Annotated in this window: 18 protein-coding genes and 1 pseudogene; 18 read left to right on the top strand and 1 reads right to left on the bottom strand. The window is 63.3% G+C overall.

The genetic code is table 11. The annotated features are described in order from the left end of the window. Nucleotides 1-4: 4 nt before the first annotated feature. From GC150_07435 to GC150_07350, 18 genes and pseudogenes are all read left to right on the top strand, one after another. Complete coding sequence (locus GC150_07435; protein ID MBI1384724.1) at nt 5-1774, top strand: DUF87 domain-containing protein; 1770 nt, start codon at nt 5-7, stop codon at nt 1772-1774. A 396-nt stretch (nt 1775-2170) separates the two neighbouring features. Then, nucleotides 2171-3340, top strand: coding sequence for a tyrosine-type recombinase/integrase (locus GC150_07430; GenBank protein ID MBI1384723.1), 1170 nt, complete (start codon nt 2171-2173; stop codon nt 3338-3340). A 463-nt stretch (nt 3341-3803) separates the two neighbouring features. Continuing rightward, a complete protein-coding gene (locus GC150_07425; GenBank protein MBI1384722.1) occupies nt 3804-4034 on the top strand; it encodes a hypothetical protein in 231 nt (76 codons plus the stop codon). Next, a complete protein-coding gene (locus GC150_07420) occupies nt 4031-4657 on the top strand; it encodes a hypothetical protein (protein MBI1384721.1) in 627 nt (208 codons plus the stop codon). The genes GC150_07425 and GC150_07420 overlap by 4 nt, the downstream gene beginning before the upstream one ends. Then, nucleotides 4654-4899, top strand: a complete 246-nt coding sequence (locus tag GC150_07415) for a hypothetical protein (GenBank protein ID MBI1384720.1) — start codon at nt 4654-4656, stop codon at nt 4897-4899. Before GC150_07420 ends, GC150_07415 begins: the two co-directional genes overlap by 4 nt. Beyond that, nucleotides 4893-5132, top strand: coding sequence for a hypothetical protein (locus tag GC150_07410; protein ID MBI1384719.1), 240 nt, complete (start codon nt 4893-4895; stop codon nt 5130-5132). The genes GC150_07415 and GC150_07410 overlap by 7 nt, the downstream gene beginning before the upstream one ends. Then, nucleotides 5129-5359, top strand: coding sequence for a hypothetical protein (locus tag GC150_07405; GenBank protein ID MBI1384718.1), 231 nt, complete (start codon nt 5129-5131; stop codon nt 5357-5359). Before GC150_07410 ends, GC150_07405 begins: the two co-directional genes overlap by 4 nt. A gap of 133 nt (nt 5360-5492) precedes the next feature. Continuing rightward, the gene (locus tag GC150_07400; protein MBI1384717.1) at nt 5493-5750 is read left to right on the top strand and encodes a type II toxin-antitoxin system ParD family antitoxin; all 258 of its coding nucleotides are present in this window, start codon (nt 5493-5495) and stop codon (nt 5748-5750) included. Next, nucleotides 5750-6052, top strand: a complete 303-nt coding sequence (locus tag GC150_07395; GenBank protein MBI1384716.1) for a type II toxin-antitoxin system RelE/ParE family toxin — start codon at nt 5750-5752, stop codon at nt 6050-6052. The genes GC150_07400 and GC150_07395 overlap by 1 nt, the downstream gene beginning before the upstream one ends. 470 nt (nt 6053-6522) lie before the next feature. After that, nucleotides 6523-7032, top strand: a complete 510-nt coding sequence (locus GC150_07390; protein MBI1384715.1) for a hypothetical protein — start codon at nt 6523-6525, stop codon at nt 7030-7032. Then, a complete protein-coding gene (locus tag GC150_07385) occupies nt 7029-8639 on the top strand; it encodes a relaxase/mobilization nuclease domain-containing protein (protein MBI1384714.1) in 1611 nt (536 codons plus the stop codon). The genes GC150_07390 and GC150_07385 overlap by 4 nt, the downstream gene beginning before the upstream one ends. A 242-nt stretch (nt 8640-8881) precedes the next feature. Further along, on the top strand, nt 8882-9460 hold the full coding sequence (locus GC150_07380) for a hypothetical protein (GenBank protein ID MBI1384713.1): 579 nt from the start codon (nt 8882-8884) through the stop codon (nt 9458-9460). A gap of 92 nt (nt 9461-9552) precedes the next feature. Then, a complete protein-coding gene (locus GC150_07375; protein ID MBI1384712.1) occupies nt 9553-10848 on the top strand; it encodes a hypothetical protein in 1296 nt (431 codons plus the stop codon). Next, nucleotides 10832-12022, top strand: coding sequence for an ImmA/IrrE family metallo-endopeptidase (locus GC150_07370; protein MBI1384711.1), 1191 nt, complete (start codon nt 10832-10834; stop codon nt 12020-12022). The genes GC150_07375 and GC150_07370 overlap by 17 nt, the downstream gene beginning before the upstream one ends. After that, nucleotides 11997-12590 (top strand): annotated as a pseudogene (locus GC150_07365) (DNA-binding protein). The gene GC150_07370 and the pseudogene GC150_07365 overlap by 26 nt, the downstream one beginning before the upstream one ends. Nucleotides 12591-12729: 139 nt before the next feature. Further along, nucleotides 12730-14463: an AAA family ATPase gene (locus GC150_07360; protein ID MBI1384710.1), complete on the top strand. Its 1734-nt coding sequence runs from the start codon at nt 12730-12732 to the stop codon at nt 14461-14463. Further along, nucleotides 14450-15874: an AAA family ATPase gene (locus tag GC150_07355; GenBank protein ID MBI1384709.1), complete on the top strand. Its 1425-nt coding sequence runs from the start codon at nt 14450-14452 to the stop codon at nt 15872-15874. The genes GC150_07360 and GC150_07355 overlap by 14 nt, the downstream gene beginning before the upstream one ends. A 247-nt stretch (nt 15875-16121) precedes the next feature. Further along, nucleotides 16122-16694, top strand: coding sequence for a hypothetical protein (locus tag GC150_07350; protein MBI1384708.1), 573 nt, complete (start codon nt 16122-16124; stop codon nt 16692-16694). A gap of 103 nt (nt 16695-16797) precedes the next feature. Here the strand turns inward: GC150_07350 and GC150_07345 are convergent, their stop codons facing one another. Then, on the bottom strand, nt 16798-17670 hold the full coding sequence (locus GC150_07345) for a RepB family plasmid replication initiator protein (protein MBI1384707.1): 873 nt from the start codon (nt 17668-17670) through the stop codon (nt 16798-16800). Between the last annotated feature and the right edge of the window lie 677 nt (nt 17671-18347).

Raw genomic sequence — 18347 nt, 5'->3', positions numbered from 1 at the left:
AGCGATGTCAGTCTTCACGACGCTCATGGAAACGATCGAGGAGCGCAACAAGAAGCGCTTCCCGGTGAGCAGCCGGATCGGCGAGGCCATCGGAGCGAGCATCGGATCAGCGGTGGCCAACTGGCGGAGCGAGAGCGAGCGGACCCGTAACCTGCGCCAGATGCGGCCGCCCGGGCGCAGCGATGGCGAGCGGCGGGCGCAATTGCTCTGGCGCGCCGCCGAGACCGGGGCGGACCGCTATTTGCCGTCCGACCTCGCCGGGGATGCGGCGGACGTTGCCAATGCCCTCGCCCAGGCCGAGCGCTGGATGGCCGAGGACGCCGGGGTGCGTGCCCAGGCGGAGGTCTTCTGGAGGCGTCTCCGCACCGCCGGACTTCATCCCGATCTTGCTGCGGTGGACTTCGAGGCCAACTGGCGCGGGTTCGGCTGGCACGCCGGCCACCCGAGCGCCACGCTCAACCGGCTTCTGCTGCCCGTCGGGGCCTTCGGCCTCGCTCCGCTCTATCATCCGACGCGCTTCGAGCAGCATCTGGTCGATCCGGACACCGGCGCGACACAGCGCCTCGTGCAACTGGATGACTATCCGCCCCAGTGCCTCGATACCCCGTTCGCCGGCATGCGCTGGCACGAGGGTTTGCCCCATCCGGCGATTCCCCTCACCTCCGAGATGCGCCGCCAAGGCATCCGGGCGCACGCCTGCTTCGTGCGGCTCGGTATCGCGCTCGACGACTGGGTGGCCCTGCCCCTCCATCTCGCAGCCATGGATGGCAATGGCGCCTTCAACAATTACCGCCTCGATGTCGAGGCGGCCGATGCGTGCCGTTATCCGATGCTCCGGCTCGGCGGCATCACCGCCGATGTGAAACTCTGGCAGCGCCATCTCGACGAGGCCTCCCGGATCATGGGGCGGCCGGTCGAGGTTGCGGCCGATCCCGCGCGTGCGGACCGCATCGTGCTCATCGACGTCCGCGCGGGAAAAGCCCCTACGAGGGGCGGTGCGCAGGACACCGTGTTCGGGGCCGAACAGTTTCAGGACGGCCGGCTCTATGTCGGCCGCTGCCGCGATGACGACAGCGATGCCTGGCTCGATGTCGCGGACCATCCCTCGACATTCATCGCGGGGCAAACCGGGTCCGGCAAATCCAATCTCCTCAACGTGCTCATCGCCGGCATGCTCCACAACATCGCCCACTATGAGACGATCGTTCTGGTGGACCTCAAGCACGGGGGCGAGTTCGGGGGGCTCGAAGGCCAGCTCCCCAACGTGCGCCTCGTCACCGAATATGAGGAATTGCCACGGCTCTTTCAGGAGCTGAACGCCACCATCGCCGCGCGTTACCGCGAGGCTCGGGCCGCCCGCCAGAAGCGCTATCCGGGCAAGACCATCATGGTGGTGTTCGACGAGGTGGCAACGATCACCCACGTGCCGCTGGCAACGCGCGAAGCCAAGGCCGAGAACGCTCAGTTGATCGCCGACATGGCGAGCGTGCTCATGAAGGGTCGGGCGGCGCGGGTCAAGATGATCGCCGCCACGCAACGCCCGCACGCCGACGCCGTGCCCTCGGTCATCCGGTTCAACATGGGTGCGCGGTTGGTTGGACGGGTCTACGAGCGCGCCGCCATCGCCAACGTCTTCGGCGATGCCCAGGAGCTGGAGGACATCCGCCCCGCCGACTTTCCGGCCGGATGCTTCTATGCCGACCTCGGCGACGGCCGCCGCCGCCTCATCCAGGTGCCCTTCATCGCCGACGACCTCGGCATGTTGCTTGGGTGAGGCCGCCTCGGTGCGGCTGCGCCAAAACTTGGACCGGCATCGCCCCCACCCAACCACGTTTCAACACCACCCCATCCATAGGCACGCCGGCAGGCTGCACCGCAGGCGATCCGCAACAACCGAAATCTTGGTGGGGACTGAGTGGGGACTGGCGCTATGGCGTGTGCGCCTCAATATCGTGTAACTAGTTGATTTCATTGGTGAGCGGGGTGGGGATCGAACCCACGACCATCTGATTAAAAGTCAAGCTTATGTATCCGCCAGGCACCGTCAGGGGTTCGAAAGATCCAACAAATTCAACGAATCCGAAGGCGACTTCCGACAGGGACTTGCTCGCTTGCGAAGAAAAATGTTAGCCCCGTGTTAGCCCGTTTGCAACCGTCAGGACATCTGATTATGCCCCGTCAGCTGCGCGCCCGCGTCAACACCAGCACCGTCGATTCGCTCCAGCCGGGCGACACTTTGCGCGACACCGAGATCATGGGGTTCGGCGCTCGCCGCCGCTCCGCTGCAGCGCCGACCTACTACCTGCAGACCCGGGTCAAGGGGCGCCTGCGCTTCATCACCATCGGCACGCACGGCTCGCCCTGGACGCCCGCCAGTGCCCGCAAGGAGGCGCTGCGGCTCATCACCAAGATCAACGAGGGGCTCGATCCCGGTCAGGCCAAGGCCGCGGCCAGGGCCGCTCCGCTCTTTGCCGAGGCCGCCGATCTCTACCTTGCCGAACACGCACCCAAGCTCAAAGAGAGCACACGCGCCGACTACAAGCGATTGATCGATGTCTGTCTCAAGCCGGCGTTCGCCCGCCGTCATCTCGCCGATATAACAACGAGCGACGTTGCCGCCTTTCACGTCGGATTGGCCAGCAGACCGCGGACCGCCAACTATGCCCTCGCGGTCCTCTCGACGATCATGACCTGGGCCGAAGGTCGGCATCTGCGGCCCGTGCGCTCCAACCCCTGCCCCGCGGTCAAGAAATTCCGCGAGGTGCAGCGCCAGCGATATCTCTCCGAGGCAGAGCTGCAGCGACTTGGGGCCCACCTCGATGCGCTGGAGGCCGCAGGTGCCGAGCGCCCCGCCGTCATCGCCGCCATCCGCCTCCTCCTGCTCACCGGCTGCCGCCTCTCCGAAATCCTCACGCTGCAGTGGCAGCACGTCGATCTCGAACGCGGTCTTTTCCTCCTTCCCGACAGCAAGACGGGACAGAAAGTCGTCTATCTTGGTGGCCAAGCGCGTGCGCTGCTCGCCGCATTGCCTCGACAGCCCGACAATCCCCATGTCGTCGTCGGCGAACGAGCCGGCGCACATCTCGTCAACCTGCAGAAGGCCTGGCATCGCATCCGCGCGGGCGCCGGGATAGAGGATGTCCGGATCCACGACCTGCGGCATTCCTTTGCCAGCATCGCTGCCGCCAACGGTGCCTCCTTGCCGATGATCGGCAAGCTGCTCGGCCACTCCTCCAGCCTCACGACGCAGCGCTACGCCCATCTCGTCGCCGACCCGATCAAGGAACTCTCCGACACCGTCAGCAATGCCATCGTCGGTACAATGCGCCGGAAGGACTGAGGGGGGGCTTGCCCCGGCCAGGTACGGCATGGCCGATCTAGCAACTCGTCATTGCGTGCACTGCCGCAAAGAACGCGCGGATTGTTCTCCTGCACTTCAGGCGTCATCGCTCATCGGCTCGTCAACTTGCGGCATTTCTGGCGTCTCGCACGACTGCGCCACGTCGTGGCCCGAGGGCCGTTACTGGTCATTACCCTCTCCTTCAATGTCGATCGCCCTTGGGCGGCGCGTGATCGCGTTTGTTTGCGCGGCGTTACGCATGTTTTCCTTCTCGATGGGCTGCCGCATCGATTGCAGCCTGATCCGACCATCGCACGGCCCGCACTCGCTGCAACCCCGTTGGGGTCGGACTCGGCTGCGCCGGCCGCCTCGTCCTGACGGACATCGGTTCCGCTCGCGCTTTGCGCCGTGCCGGTGATGGTCATGGCTGCAATGGAGCAGCCCATAACGAAAGGAAACCATCATGAGTAACAGCAAACAGAAACCGATCTACCGGGCCAAGTTCGCCCCTGTCATCGGAACAGACCCGGAGGGAAAAGACCGGCTCGGCCGCGTCGTCGAGATCGGCGCCGTCTGGCCGCGCCGCGAGGCCGGCAAGGGCGCCATCCTCAAGCTCGACATCGTGCCGCAGAATTTCGCCAAGGGCGTTCTCTTCCTCGATCCGGTCGCCGCGGAAGATCGGGGGTTCGCATGATCCCCGACATCACCAACAGCCAAGGCCCGGGGACAACCCCGGGCTGGCGCCTCTCGCCCTGGCGCGCACCGCGGGAATATTATCCGACACCGCCCGAGGCAACGAGAACCTTCCTTGCCGCCGAGCGCTTCGACGGCTCCATCTGGGAGCCCGCCTGCGGCAACGGCGCCATCGCCCGAGAATGCATCGCTGCCGGCTACGACGTCGTTGCAACCGACATCGCCGACTACGGCTATGGCGAGCCGGGCCTCGACTTCCTCGGGCTCGAGGTGCCGAGGGCGAAACACATCGTCACCAACCCGCCCTACGGCGCGGGGCTCGCCGACCGGTTCATCCGCAAGGCCCTCAGCCTCACCGCGCGGACCGGCGGGAAAGTCGCGATGCTCCTCAACCTTGCGAGCCTCTGCGATCCGGTGCGGCACTATTCGTACGTGGCGCGGCCGCCGGCGCGGATTTACGCCCTCGACGACTGTGTCTGCTATCCGAACGGCGATCCCGATCTTGCGGGGCCCTACACCCGCCGGCATCGCTACTGCTGGATGGTCTGGGAACAAACCCCCAAAGTGACGACGACGTTCCACTGGCTCTCGACGGCGCCACACCGCGCGGGAGGTGCGTCATGAGACAACGCAAGCCCATCGCCTGGGAGGTCCAGACCTTCACGCTCTGTGACGGCTGGATCAACACGTGGTTCGTCGACGATGAGCCCGAACGTTTCGCAACGCGCCGTGCGGCGCAAACGGCCCTCGATGAGTTTCTCACCGAGATCGCTGATGAGATCGCATGCGGCATTCGTGCAGCGGATGAAGGCTACAGCGCGGATGAATTCCGGGTCGTGCCGGTAATTGGAGGTGCGTCATGCTGAATGCAACAGACAGCGCCATCCTGCATCATTTGCGCGTGCTCGATGATCAGCTCCTCGGGCTCAGCCACGAGGCGACGCTCGCCATCGAGGCGATGACGGTCGAGCGCAACCGCAACCTCGCGATCGGCACGATCCTGCCCATGCGGGACCGGCTGAAGCTCGCCAGCCAGCTCGTCGAGGTCATCCTCGCCGTGCACCGGCTCGGGCCTCCTGGCCAAGGAGGTGCGTCATGACCAGCGTGAGAGACCTCATCGCGCATCTGGAGCGCAACTTCGATCCGGATGCGCGCATCGCCGTTGCCCTCTGGCAGCTCGCCGACGTGCGCTCGCGTGCCGAGGCGCGCGGGCTCGCGGTCAGCGATGCGACCGCCGTCCGGATCATCGAGCGGATGGACGCAAATCACGACGCAACCCTGGGCATCACCTGGGAGACGGTCGACGACCATCTGGACGACCTATGACACGCGCTGCAGCCCGTCTCCGAACGGGCTGCTCGCTATGTCGATCGTCCGTGCACCAAGCTGGCGCCGCACGGCCTCCCCAAAATTGACAAACTTTGGCAATCTATGCCATCATGAGACCATGGAGGACGCCATGGCCAGCATGAACATTTCGCTGCCCGATCCGATGAAGGACTGGGTGACGGCGCAGACCCGAACCGGTCGCTACGCCAATGCGAGCGACTACGTGCGCGACCTGATCCGCCAGGATCAGGAGCGGGTCGCAAATATCGCACAGCTCCAGCAGCTGCTGGACGAAGGCCTTGCGAGCGGCGTCTCCGAGCACACGATCGATGACATCCGCGAGATCGCGCGTCGGAAGGTGGCGGCGGCCGGCGATCCGCGGGGCTGATGGGCTACCGTCTCACCAACGCGGCCGAACAGGACTTGATCGATATCTATGTCGACGGCGCGATGCGGTTCGGCTCGGCCCAGGCCGAGCGCTACCTCGGTTCGATGGCCCGCGCGTTCGAACTCATTGCCGACTTTCCCCGGATCGCCAACGAGCGCCCCGAATACACCCCCGCCTATCGCATCCATCCACAGGGCGTGCACGTCATCATCTACCTCACCAATGAGCAGGACGAGGTCCTGATCGTGCGCGTGCGCCATGGCCGCGAGGACTGGAAGAGCGATCCCCTGGATCAGCTCTGAACCGGTGCGCGGCATTCATTCGCCCCGTCTCTTTCCACTGATTTTCGCTGTTACTCTCCATTATGCGCATTATTGCGCCGCAGTTCGAATTCATGCACCGTAGCGTAATACTGCGTAAATGCGTCGGGTTTGCTCCAGTCGCGAAAAATGCTTGCGATCGGTTCTGGAAATGGGTTATGTCTCGTGGGCGTTTTGGGCTACGGAATAGCAAGATATGTTTTTCGTGCCGAAAAACTGTTGAAGGGGGTCTGGCGCCACCCCCTTCTTGACCCCCGAGGGGGTCAATTCAACCCAGCTCAGGCTGGCGGCGTGCACCGGTTCAGAACGGATGCAGTGATCCGAGGCGATGCCACAGTGTGGCATTCGGGCCCGTAACCCGTCTGCATCTGTGGCGAACCGGCAACCACGGTGTGATGTCACACCGTGGCGGATGTGTTTGTGGGTAAGCGTGGCGGTGCAAACGAGTGACAATGAGTGACACTGGAGGATCGAAATCGAAAACCGGACGACCGTCGGTTGCCCCCGAGCAACGGCGCACGGAGCGTATTTCCTTCGGTGTCACCAAGGTCCAGAAGGCGGCCTTCCTCGTCAATGCCGCCGAGGCGGGGCTCTCGTCGAACGACTATGCCCGCGAGGTCCTCTGCGCGACGGGGGCCCGTGCTGGGATCGGGGCCGCCCGGGCCCCGGATTTCGCGACCGTCGATGCGCTCGCCCGCATCGGCGATGACCTGGCGCGGCTGAGGTTCATCGCCGGTGAGACGGGTGTCGTGCCCCAAGGCCTCGATGCCGTCTGCGTGCGCCTGGAGACTCAGCTCGACCGTCTGATCATCGCAAGCCGGCTCGCGGACGAACTCGGCGTGTATCGCGAGCGCCTGGTGGCGATCGGGGAGCAGTTGGAGGCCTCGGGCCGGATGACCGCCAGGGCGCGGGGCATGATCGCCACCTTCGATGCCGTCGTTGCCAAGGTGCTCTCGGCATGATCCCCCGTATCGCCAAGCTCGGCACCGGGTTCGTCGGCGCCGGCATGTACTACATGCACGACAAGTGCGAGGACGCGGCGGAGGCGAAGCGGCAGACGGCGGCCGAGTACTTCCTCTCCGACAAGGGCCCCGCCCAGACCGCCGAGCGGGTCGGCTTCACCGCCACCCGCAACTGTACCGGCAGCGATCCGATGGCGGCACTCCGCCAGATGGCGTTCACGGCCGCGCACGCCCACGAAATCCGCGTTGCGGCCGTTACGGCTGCCGCCAGGGCCGCCGGCATGAGCTATGACGCCTACGTCAAGGCGGCCAATCCGTTCCGCGGGCGCAAGGGAACCAAGCCTGTCTATTCCCTCTCCCTCTCGTTCCCGCCGGGCGATCCCCACGCCACCAAGGCCAACATGCTGAAGGCAGCCGACGAGGTCCGCGGTGTGCTCGGGCTCGGCGAGCACCAGTGCCTCATCGTCGAGCACACCGACACGAAGCACCCGCACGTGCACTTGATCATCAACCGGGTGCATCCGAGGACCGGCAAGTTCGCGTCGCTCGCCAACGATCGGCTCAAGCTCTCGGACTGGGCGCTCGACTGGGAGCGGCGCCACGGCAAGGTGGTCTGTCCGGCCCGTGAGCCGAACCGGGAGACCCGGCGCGACAATGCCGAGGTCAAGCGGACGGCGCGTGCGAGGGGCGAGCCCGTCAAGGCGACCGGCTACGTCAAGAACACCGGCCTGCCGCCCTCCGAGATCGCCTTCTGGAACGAGCACGGCAGCGCCAATCTCGCAGACGTGCGCGCCGCCCGGGCCGAGCGCCAGAGGCGCGACTATGAGCAGCACAAACGCGTCACCGCCCGCAAGTTCGCCGACATCGATCTCAACCACGAGCGAGCCAACGGCAAGACGCTGGCGCGGATCGAACGGACGCTGAAAGTCCTGAAGGGCGAGGCAGTCATCGCCAAGGCAGGGCGGGAGAAGCGTCCCGCCTCGCTCCTCGACGTCATGTTCGGGGCCGTGCGCGGTGCGCTCCACGGCATTGTCGCGCGCATCGCCAACCGGACCGACATCGCCAAGCTGGAGAGGATCAAGACCGAGATTCGCAAGGAGCGTGACATCCGCCGGGCCGAGACCATCACCGAGCGTAAGCGGGCCTTCAAGAAGATGGAGCGCATCCACGCCTGGCAGAACTGGCTGGATGAAAAACGCTGCAAGACCTACCGCGACAGCGACACGCGTGATTGGCGCGCCCGCCGGGACCGGTGGGACATGGGCAAGCTGAAACCGCCCCTCTTCGGCACTGTGATCTCGGCGCGCTACGACATCGAGGAGGCCCGCGACTGGCGCCAGGCCGCCGACGACCGGCGCAAGATGAACGAGCCGATCGAGATGAAGCCCATTCCGTGGGGCGCCGCGAAATCACCAGAGGGACCCGGAACCGCCGCCCGGACGACGGAGAACCGGCTGCCCTTCGTCAAGCGCGATCCGGAACAGCACGCCCGAGACGTCGCCGAGCGCGCCAAGGCAAAGATGGCCGAACGCGCCGAGCGCGAGCGCAATCGTGGCAAGACGGGTGCCCGAACGGGCGGCCGAAAGCGACGGCCTCGGCCGCGGTAGGGGGCGACGATGACGGTGATGGGGGTTGAGAAATCCCAAAAGGAGACATGCTGATTAGCGCGTCTCGATACTGGTCAAGCTGGTTCAGATGTCCGCCTTGCGATGTGGTCCGGAAGCGCCGGTGGCCTCGCCGCGTCAACAAACAGCATAAAGAGACTGTCTCCCTCCGGGCTGTCAGAAATTCTTACGCAAACCTTGACAATGTCAGGTATTTATGTCATGCACGTGCCATGGAGGCCGCCATGACCGATGGTCCGTTCAAAAATTTGAGACTCGGGAGCTGCTGGAAGCGGTTGGCTGAAGCGGTGCAAAACGACGCGGCATCACCTGACGAATGCAGCGCCGTTGCGTCAGATGCGCTGACCCGCCACCTCATCAACAAAGAACACGTCAGAGCGCTGCAAGAGATCGAGGCACATCTCGGTCAGAGACAGCTTGAGCTCGATCCTTTGGGGTCTATCGAGGCCATTTTCGATCGTTGCGAGAAGACGCCGTTCCTCGACGCGCTTCAGAAAGAGTTGGCGTACCGGACGGCCAACGATATGGCACTCAGCGATGCCATTGTGTCCGCGCTCGACGCCGCCATCGCTTCGCAGATCAGTGAAACGCGAAACCGATTCCATGAGGAATACATCCGGGCACAGGAAGACGGCGAGATGAGCCGGGATGCAGCGGAAACGGCGCGTGGAAAAGTGGATGCCGCCTTCGACGCCGTGGACTGCGAGAGGGTCCGCGAAGCGCTGATTGAAGGTCGGCAGGACGCCTTCGAGAATGACGTCGGCAAGAGCGACGGTGTCGATGACGGGATGGTTCGATTGTGAAGGCTGATGTGACCAGTCCCGAGCGCCATGGCCTCAGGTTGCGCGTCGTCGAGGCGGGCCATCGATATGGGCGATGCCTGCCCGACTCCACGATGATCGCTGAAATCGGTCGGGAAATCACCTTCGTCCCGGATGCTCTGGACGCGTACAACTACGACGGCTGGAAACCGATCCACCACGATCTGTTCGTCGTCAGCGCTGCCGTTGAATATGCGGATCGCCGCGCCGCAAGGCGAATCAACCGATGGGCACGCGATTTCGACATCACGGTGCCTGTCGTCGAAGTAGCAAGGTGGCAACAGCCCGAGGTGCAAGCCAGCCTTTGGTCGGCGCTGCGACATCTGACCGGCGACGAGTGGCATTTCTCCTTTGTTCCCTGGCAGGGGGAAAGCATTCTCGGCGCGCGGCAACGGTCGCTCCCATTCGGGACGGAGCGGAGCTTCGTGATCGCTTATAGCGACGGGCTGGACTCCCGCTGCGTCTCCAAGCTGCCGGGAAACGGGCCCGCCGCTGTTTGCGTCCGCGTCACCAAACATCGCCATCCCCTGAAGGAGGGCGACGAGCCGTTCGACCAGATCCCCTTTCGTGTCGACGTCCCCTCCTCGCGGGAAAGCACTGTGCGATCTCGTGGCTTCAAGTTTGCCGCCGTGACGGCAATTGCCGCCCAGCTGACGGGGCTGACCAGAATTGTCGTTCCCGAAAGCGGTCAGGGTGCACTCGGTCCGGTGCTCCTGCCCTTGCACAACGTCTATGCCGACTATCGCAATCATCCGACGTACTTCCGCAAGATGGAGCGGTTCATCAAGGCGTTGCTTAATCATCAAGTCCGTTATGACCAGCCGCGCCTTTGGAACACGAAGGGCGAAACGATTGCGGCCTTTCGGCTCGCCAACAACAGGGCGGTCGATGAACTCTTCGAGACCCGTTCGTGCTGGCAGCAGCGCTGGAACGCGAAGATGGACGGCAAGCTTCGGCAGTGCGGTTTGTGCGCCGCCTGTCTACTTCGACGGATGAGCATGCACGCCGCCGGGATAGACGAGCCGACCGGCACCTACGTCATCGCCGATCTGACGGTACCGTCGTTTCGGGATGCCCTTCCCGGCAGGAAGAAAGTTCGCCTGAGCCGATCGATGGCCGAGTACGGTAGCGTCGGTTCGCGGCACCTCCAGCAGCTTGCCGATATGGCGGATCTGCCCGATGCAGAATTGAAGGTTCATGCCTTCGAGATCGCGCGCGCGACGAGCGAACCACAGGACGACGTCTTGAAAAAGCTCAGAAACATGTTGCTGACGCACGCAGCGGAATGGCGCGCCTTCATGGCCGCCCAGGGAGAACAAAGCTTCCTCAGAAGCTGGACAAAGGGAGGGCGTCATGGCCGATCTGAATGAATTGAGCGCGCAGGAAATCGGTCGGCGCCTGCGTCTTGCACGGGAGAATGCGAACATCCGTCAGGATCAGGCGGCAGAGGTCATCGGCATGTCGCGCCCGACCCTCGTCTCCATTGAAAAAGGCATGCGGCGTGTTCGCATACAGGAATTGCAGCTGCTCGCCCGGCACTACGGCGTTTCCGTTAACGCGCTCCTGCGTCGGGAAGCCGTCCATACCGATCTAGTGCCGCGATTCCGCAAGATGCGGGAGACCGAAGACGACCACGCCCTGGAAGCCATCGAGCTTCTCAATGACCTGGTGAAAGCAGAGGTGGAACTCGAAAACGTCCTCGGCATCGAGCGGCGGCGGTACTATCCGCCGGAGAAAGGCATCAACGAGGGCGATGTTGTCGAGCTTGGCGAGAACCATGCGCAAGAGCTGCGTAACTGGCTTGGTTTGGGCGGCGGTCCAATCGGCAACATTTTCTCGATCATCGAGTTTGATCTCGGCATCCGCCTATACCAGAGACGACTATCCTCCAAGTCGAAGGTTGCCGGCTTGTTTACGTACGATGACGCAGTCGGTGCCTGCATGCTCCTGAATGCAAATCATCGCTTAGAGCGGCGCGTCCAGTCCGCCGCCCATGAAATCGGGCATTTCGTCGGGACGCGCCGGGTGCCCGAGGTTCTGGAGGATGACGAGCAGTTCCTCTCGCGGGACGAACGGTATGCGAATGCCTTCGGCCGCGCCTTCGTGACGCCGCGCAAGAGCTTCTCGGAGAGTTTCAAACAGCTGACGGCCGGCGCGGACATGCTCAACCGTCGGCACGTCATCCTACTGGCTCACCAGTATAACATCTCCCGCGAAGCTTGCGTCCGCCGGCTCGAAGAGTTGGAGCTACTGAAGAAAGGCACGTGGGAATGGCTCAAGACGAAGGGCGGGATCAAAGACTACCACGCGCGCGAAGTGCTGGGAGACGCCGCCGAACGGCTCGATGTGGCCAAGAGCGACGCAAACCGGCCAGTCTCCCACAGAATGAGCCTCATGGCGCACGCCGCCTGGAAGCGTGGCATCATGTCGGAAGGACAGCTAGCGGAGCTGCTAAGGATGCGCCGCGTAGAGGTGCGCGAGCTGATTGACCAGATCGAGCTTGAGGAGAACGTAACGGATGACCTTCTCAAGCTCCCTGGCTGATGACTGCAGACCGCTGGTGCTGGACACGAGCGTTCTGGTCAACCTGCATGCCTGCGGTCATGGCGAGCGGGTGCTGTCGATGATCCACAACGATATCGTGATTTCCCACATCGTGGCCGGGGAACTGGAGCACGAGACGAGCCGGAGGAACGGGGATCACAGCTTCCTCTACGGCCTCACCGGACGCGGCGAGGTCACCGTCGACGGCCTGAGCGATGCAGAGTACGATCTGTTCGCCGCGCTCTCAGGCGGTCCCTCCTCCCTGGATGATGGGGAAGCGGCGACGATCGCCATTGCCGCGGGTCGCGGCTTCCGCGCCGTCATTGATGAACGAAAGGGCCGCGCACGAGCAACGGCGCTCATGAATGATGAACAGCCAGCCTGGTCCCTCGATCTTCTGTGGCACCCGAGTGTTCTAGAAGGCCTCGGCGAGCACTTGGCTACTGACATCGTTTATCTGGCCCTGCGACATGGGCGAATGCGCATCCCACCGGAGTGCGCGGATGACGTTGTGGCTCTGATCGGGCGCGAACGTGCTCTTGATTGCACCTGCCTGCCAAACTTCAAAAGCCTGTCGCAGGAAGCGCGGGAGCGCTTTCAGACGAAAGCAGTGCCAAGTGTCCGAAAGCCGCGGCACGAAACGGATTAATCCACGATGGCAAGCTACCTCTGCCATTGTGGGGCAACACATAATGTGGAGACGAGAATTGGCTCGGATACGTGCGGTTGAGATCAAGCACTTCAGAGGCATCAAGGAACTCGTCTGGTACCCCTCGCCCGGCATCAATTGCCTAGTCGGTCCTGGCGATAGTGGAAAATCTTCGATCCTCGATGCCATCGACTTCTGTTTGGGTGCGCGTCGAAACATGCAGTTCACTGACGCGGACTTTCATAAGCTGGACGTTGAAACGCCGTTCATGATCACGGTGACCTTGGGCCAACTCGATGATGGACTGAAGAACCTCGATGCCTATGGGATGTTCGTCCGTGGGTTCGACCCAGCGACCGGAAAGATCGAGGATGAACCAGAAAGGGACGCCGAAACCGTCCTGAGCCTTCGGCTGACGGTGGCCAGTGATCTGGAGCCGAGCTGGACCCTGGTGTCGGAGAGGGCGGAGGCGCAAGGGCTTGGCCGGAATCTCGGCTGGGGAGACCGGGTCAGGCTGACACCGACGCGGATCGGCGCGCTAGCGGAATACCATCTGGGTTGGCGGCGCGGCTCGGTTCTGAACCGTGTATCGGAGGAGCGTGCCGATGCTTCGGCCGCGCTGGCGAAGGCTGCTAGGGATGCCCGGGCGGCCTTCGGCGAAGAGGCCCAAGGTCAATTCGGCGAAGCACTCACCATTGTAGCGACGACCGCCAAGGAACTCGGCATCCCAATAGGTGAGAACATCAAGGCAATGCTGGACGCGCACTCGGTGTCCTTCAGCAGCGGGACGATTTCCCTGCATGACGAGGGCGGCATACCGCTGAGGGGGTTGGGCATCGGCTCTACCCGACTGCTGATCGCTGGCCTCCAGCGAAAGGCGGCAGCGCAGTCGACGGTGATCCTGATCGATGAACTGGAACATGGGCTCGAACCGCACCGAATCATCCGGCTTCTCGGGTCGCTCGGCGCCAAGGAGAGGACGCCGCCACTCCAGGTCTTCATGACGACGCACTCGCCCGTTGCCTTGCGGGAGCTCTCCGGTAGCCAATTGTTCGTGGCGCGCCGATCTGGCAATTGCCACGAAGTGTTAAACGTCGGCACCGCCGACGGTGTTCAGAGCACGATCCGACTCTATCCCGATGCTTTCCTCGCGCCTTCGGTGATCGTCTGCGAAGGCGCAAGCGAGGTTGGTCTCGTGCGGGGTCTCGATCAATACAGGACAGCGCAGGGGAAGGACGCCATCACAGCATTGGGAACCGCGTTAGTGGATTGCGGCGGCGGCGATTCCGACCGGCCCTTCGCAAGAGGAGAAGCTTTCCAAGCGCTGGGGTATAGGGTTGCCGTCGTTCGCGACGATGACAAGAAGCCGACGGCCGCTATCGAGGACGGCTTCATCGCCAAAGGCGGCAAAGTGATTGCCTGGCGCGACGGCCGTGCCTTGGAAGACGAGCTTTTCCTGAGCCTGTCCGATGATGGGGTTAGCAAACTAGTGGCTCGCGCGATCGATCTCCATGGCGACGATCTGGTGAACGAGCACATCAAGTCAGCCACCAAGAACGCCAAGGATCTGGCCGCGGTCCTGGCGGAGGGCGAAGCGGGAGGGATTTCCCCGGAGAGTAGGGCTGCGCTTGGGGCGGCGGCGCGAACGAAACGCGCCGGGTGGTTCAAGTCGGTCACATGGATGGAAGACGTGGCGCGGGAGATCGTTGGCCCGGACTTGCCGAACGCCGATGCCGGCATCCGCGATCTCGTCGAGAGCATCTTCGTGTGGTGTGCCAATGCCGGCGCCTGAGATCGACTTGCTCGCGATTGACCGGGGAACCGTGACGGCGCCGGCCGGGTGCGGCAAGACACACCTAATCGCTGAGGCACTAACGCGGCACAGCGGCGACAAACCCATCCTCGTTCTGACCCACACCAACGCTGGTGTCGTCGCCTTGAGGGGCCGGCTCGACAAGGCCGGTGTCCCGTCGAAGGCATATCGACTCTCGACAATCGACGGATGGGCGATGCGGCTCATCTCCACGTTCCCCACGCGTAGCGGACACGATCCGGAACTTCTCAATCTGGCGAGGCCGGGCACGGATTACCCGAACATTCGTGTCGCAGCTGCAAAGCTGCTGAAGACAGGCCACGTCGCTGACGTTCTCAATGCGAGTTATGCGCGGCTTATCGTCGATGAGTATCAGGACTGCTCGATCCGTCAGCACGCGATCATTGTCTATGCGGCCCAAACCTTGCCGACCTGTGTGCTCGGCGACCCCATGCAGGCGATCTTCGGGTTCGGCGGCGATGATTTGGCGATCTGGGACGAGCAAGTCTGCGGCTACTTTCCGTTGGTGGGAGAACTCGCGACGCCGTGGCGCTGGATTAACGCGGGAGCTGAGCCGCTGGGACGTTGGCTTCTGGACGTGCGTGGCAGACTAGTGAGGGGCGAGGCGATCGACCTCCGGACCGCACCTGAAGGTGTAACATGCGTCCATCTTGATGGAAGAAGTGATCACGAGAAGCGCCTTGAAGCGGCAAGGATCAGACCGCCCGAAGCAGAAGGTCGTGTGCTGATTATAGGCGAGAGCACGAGCCCCGACAGTCAGCGACGGTTCGCTAGTCAGACGCCGGGAGCAGTAACGGTCGAGTCGGTCGACCTGAAAGACCTCGTCGCGTTCGCGAAGCGCTTCGATCCGGCATCGCCGCAGTCACTCCAGCACCTTGTCGAGTTCGCACAAAGCGTGATGCGAAATGTGGGTGCGGCGGACTTTGTTAAGCGCTTAGCCGCACTCCACCGCGGCACGGCTCGGAGGGAAGCAAGTGAGGCTGAGAGCATCGCACTCGCTTTCGTCCGCGACCCGTCGCACCAAAAGGCAATCGATGTCCTCGTCGCGATCGGAAATCAAGGTGGCGTTACAGCTCATCGCCCCGCCGTACTCCGATCCTGCATCAAGGCTCTACAGCTCTGTGTAGGCACGGAAGGTTTGTCCTTTTACGATGCTTCCATTCGCATGCGGGAACAGAACCGACTCGTCGGCCGCCCCCTCCCCCAACGCGCTGTTGGGAGCACGCTGCTCTTAAAGGGACTGGAAGCTGAAGTCGCTGTCATCCTGAATGTCCAAGCACTCGACGCAAAGAACCTTTACGTGGCGATGACACGTGGTTCAAAGAGACTTGTCGTTTGCACGCCAAACCCAGTTCTTCATTTGATTTGAACGTCGGCGCCGCACCTTGGCATGCTCCGCGATTGATTTCATGACGCCGACGATTACCAGACTACAGGGAGTCCGCTGTTGAAGGTATCGCGTTCCGATCAAGAACAGAGGGGCCACAACGGCACAGCCCGAGCGATTGTCCGCAATCTCCACATCTCAACACTTCACCGCCACTTGAGCTGCGTCAGCTACCAGAGTTGGCGTCTTGGCCTTTCCCGCATAGGGAGCTTGTGCTCGCTCGCCCGCTCTGAGTACACTGAACCGAGTTCCCTTTTTGCGCTCCCGAGTGGTTGCCGTGCCGTCAGGATACGAGAAATCCCCCGATTACGGAGGGCGGCCGGCAGGATGGAGGTCCTGGCTCGTATCCATTATTTTCCTGATCATCGCCACCACCACCATTGGCCTGCTCGCCTATCGACTGATCGTGTCCACTGCTACCCCCGAGGTCGGTGAATTCCAGGGCTCGGCCGGCGCGATCATCGATGGTGATACGTTCGATCTGTGCAGCGGTGGTTCTTGTCAACGCGTCCGCCTATGCGGCATCGATGCACCGGAACGTGGCCAGCCCGGCTTCGAGCCCGCTTCGAATAGCCTCAAGGCTATCTTGGACAACCAAATTGTGCGTTGTATCCAGGTCGGGCGCGGCACGGTCTGCGATGGCCGCTCCAAGCCAACCAATCGGCGGCGCATCGTCGCGCAGTGCTTTGTCGACAACCTCGATGTCGCGGCCGAGATGGTCAACGCCGGGCACGCCTGTGACTGGCCCGAGTTCTCCGGTGGAGCATACACAACCAGCGTCGGCGTGTGCGTCAGGAGATAAAGAGACAGCGAATGACGCGGTCAATCTGAAGTAGGCGGCCTCTTCGCGGTCCTTCCCACATATGGCTGTGTTCCAAGCCCAGCGGTGAGGAATTGGGCGGGGGTCAGACGATCACCTCGACCGTTGCCTTGCGTCGGGCGATGCGGCCGACGCGGGAGCGCTCGCGTTCCTTGGCTGCGGCAAGGCGGGCCTCGGGGGATTTCTTCAGCCAGGTCAGCGTGACCGTCTCGACCTGCCTGCCGCGCTTCTTGAGCCCGATGGCGACCTCGAAGTCGGTCAGCTGGTTGACCTCCCCGACCGCCACCTTGAGGCACTGGGCGTTGAAATCGGCAAAGCGGGCGAGCTTGCCCTTCGGCACGCCGAGCAGGCCCTTGAGATCGGCGATCCCGAAGGCCTGCGACTGCTTGCGCAGATTGATCCGCTGCTCGATCATCTCGTAGAGGCGGATGGAGTATTTCGAGCGCAGCAGGTACTGCATCTCCGAGCGCAGGCGCGCCCAGCTGCGGCTCCCCTTGAGCACCTCCATCAGGCTCGGGTGCAGGGTGTAGTGGAAAAAGCCCTCGTCCCCCTCCTCCTCCGCGTTCGGCCCGAGAAGGTTGATCCGCACGGTCTTGGAAAGGCCCGTGACCGGATCGCGCACCTTGACCTTCGCGAAGGCCGCCATCAGCCGGTCGAAGGCCTCGTGCAGGCGATCGTTGCTCTCGTGGCTGCCGCGCAGGCGGGCCTTGGCGACGCGGTAGATGCGGCCGGGGGCGATGCCGTTCCAGGCATGCGCCAGGAGCTGATTGTAGAGGATCAATTCGTTGCGGTTGAGCGGCGTGATCTCGACGGCATCGACGAGTTCGGTCGGCTTGATGAAGGTCGCCCGGTCGTCGGGGTCGAGGGGATCGCCCGCGACCTTCAGCGCCAACGTTCGAAGGTCGGTCCGGGGCTCCGTTGCGGTCTCTCGGGTTGCGGTACTCACGGGCTCCAGCATGCCACAGACCGAGCGCACGCGGTGAGATAACTCATTGCAAAGCCTCACTTATCCACATCGGCCATACGGCGCCCGCCCAATCCCTCACCTGAGGCCGCCCATTTCCTCACCCGACTCGGCCCATTTCCTCACGCGACTCCGCCCACTTTCTCACCTTCTCCGCCCTTCTTCTCACTTTGGCGGCCCGAGACCCGCGGAATTGCAGGCCGTTCGCCTCCCCGAATTTGAATCCTTGAAACAGACAAGAATCCTTGAACGGTGAGACGGCGTCACCCGCGAACCTCATGCGCGCCTGCGGCGCGATGCCGGCTGTGCGCGTCTTCGACGCGATAATGGACGCGGACGGCTGACGCCGCCGCGGTGTTTGGTCTCGCCTCACCCTCCCCTTGCGCTGACGCGCGCGGTCCGCCGCACCTCCTGGTGAGGGTGGCAAGATCGAGAGAGGCCGGATGCTCCGAGCCGGCCGAGGGACCGCAAATTGGCTTTGCGAGAACGCAAACGGAGGGTTTCGAGCCACCCGGCCCCCTCCTCAGCCCGTGGATGGGCCCGATTTGGCTCTCTGGGGCACGCTCAGCGCGATGAACGGTCTCTCTGGCTCCCCGGACAGCACACGCGCCTTTAAGCTCTCCAGGGGCCTTCTGGGGCCGATTTCGCCGATCCGCATTCTGGAAAACAAA

Source organism: Hyphomicrobiales bacterium, from assembly GCA_016125495.1.
Lineage (GTDB): Bacteria > Pseudomonadota > Alphaproteobacteria > Rhizobiales > RI-29 > RI-29.
Note: the sequence above shows the minus strand (reverse complement) of the source record. Positions and strands in the feature narration are given on the sequence as shown.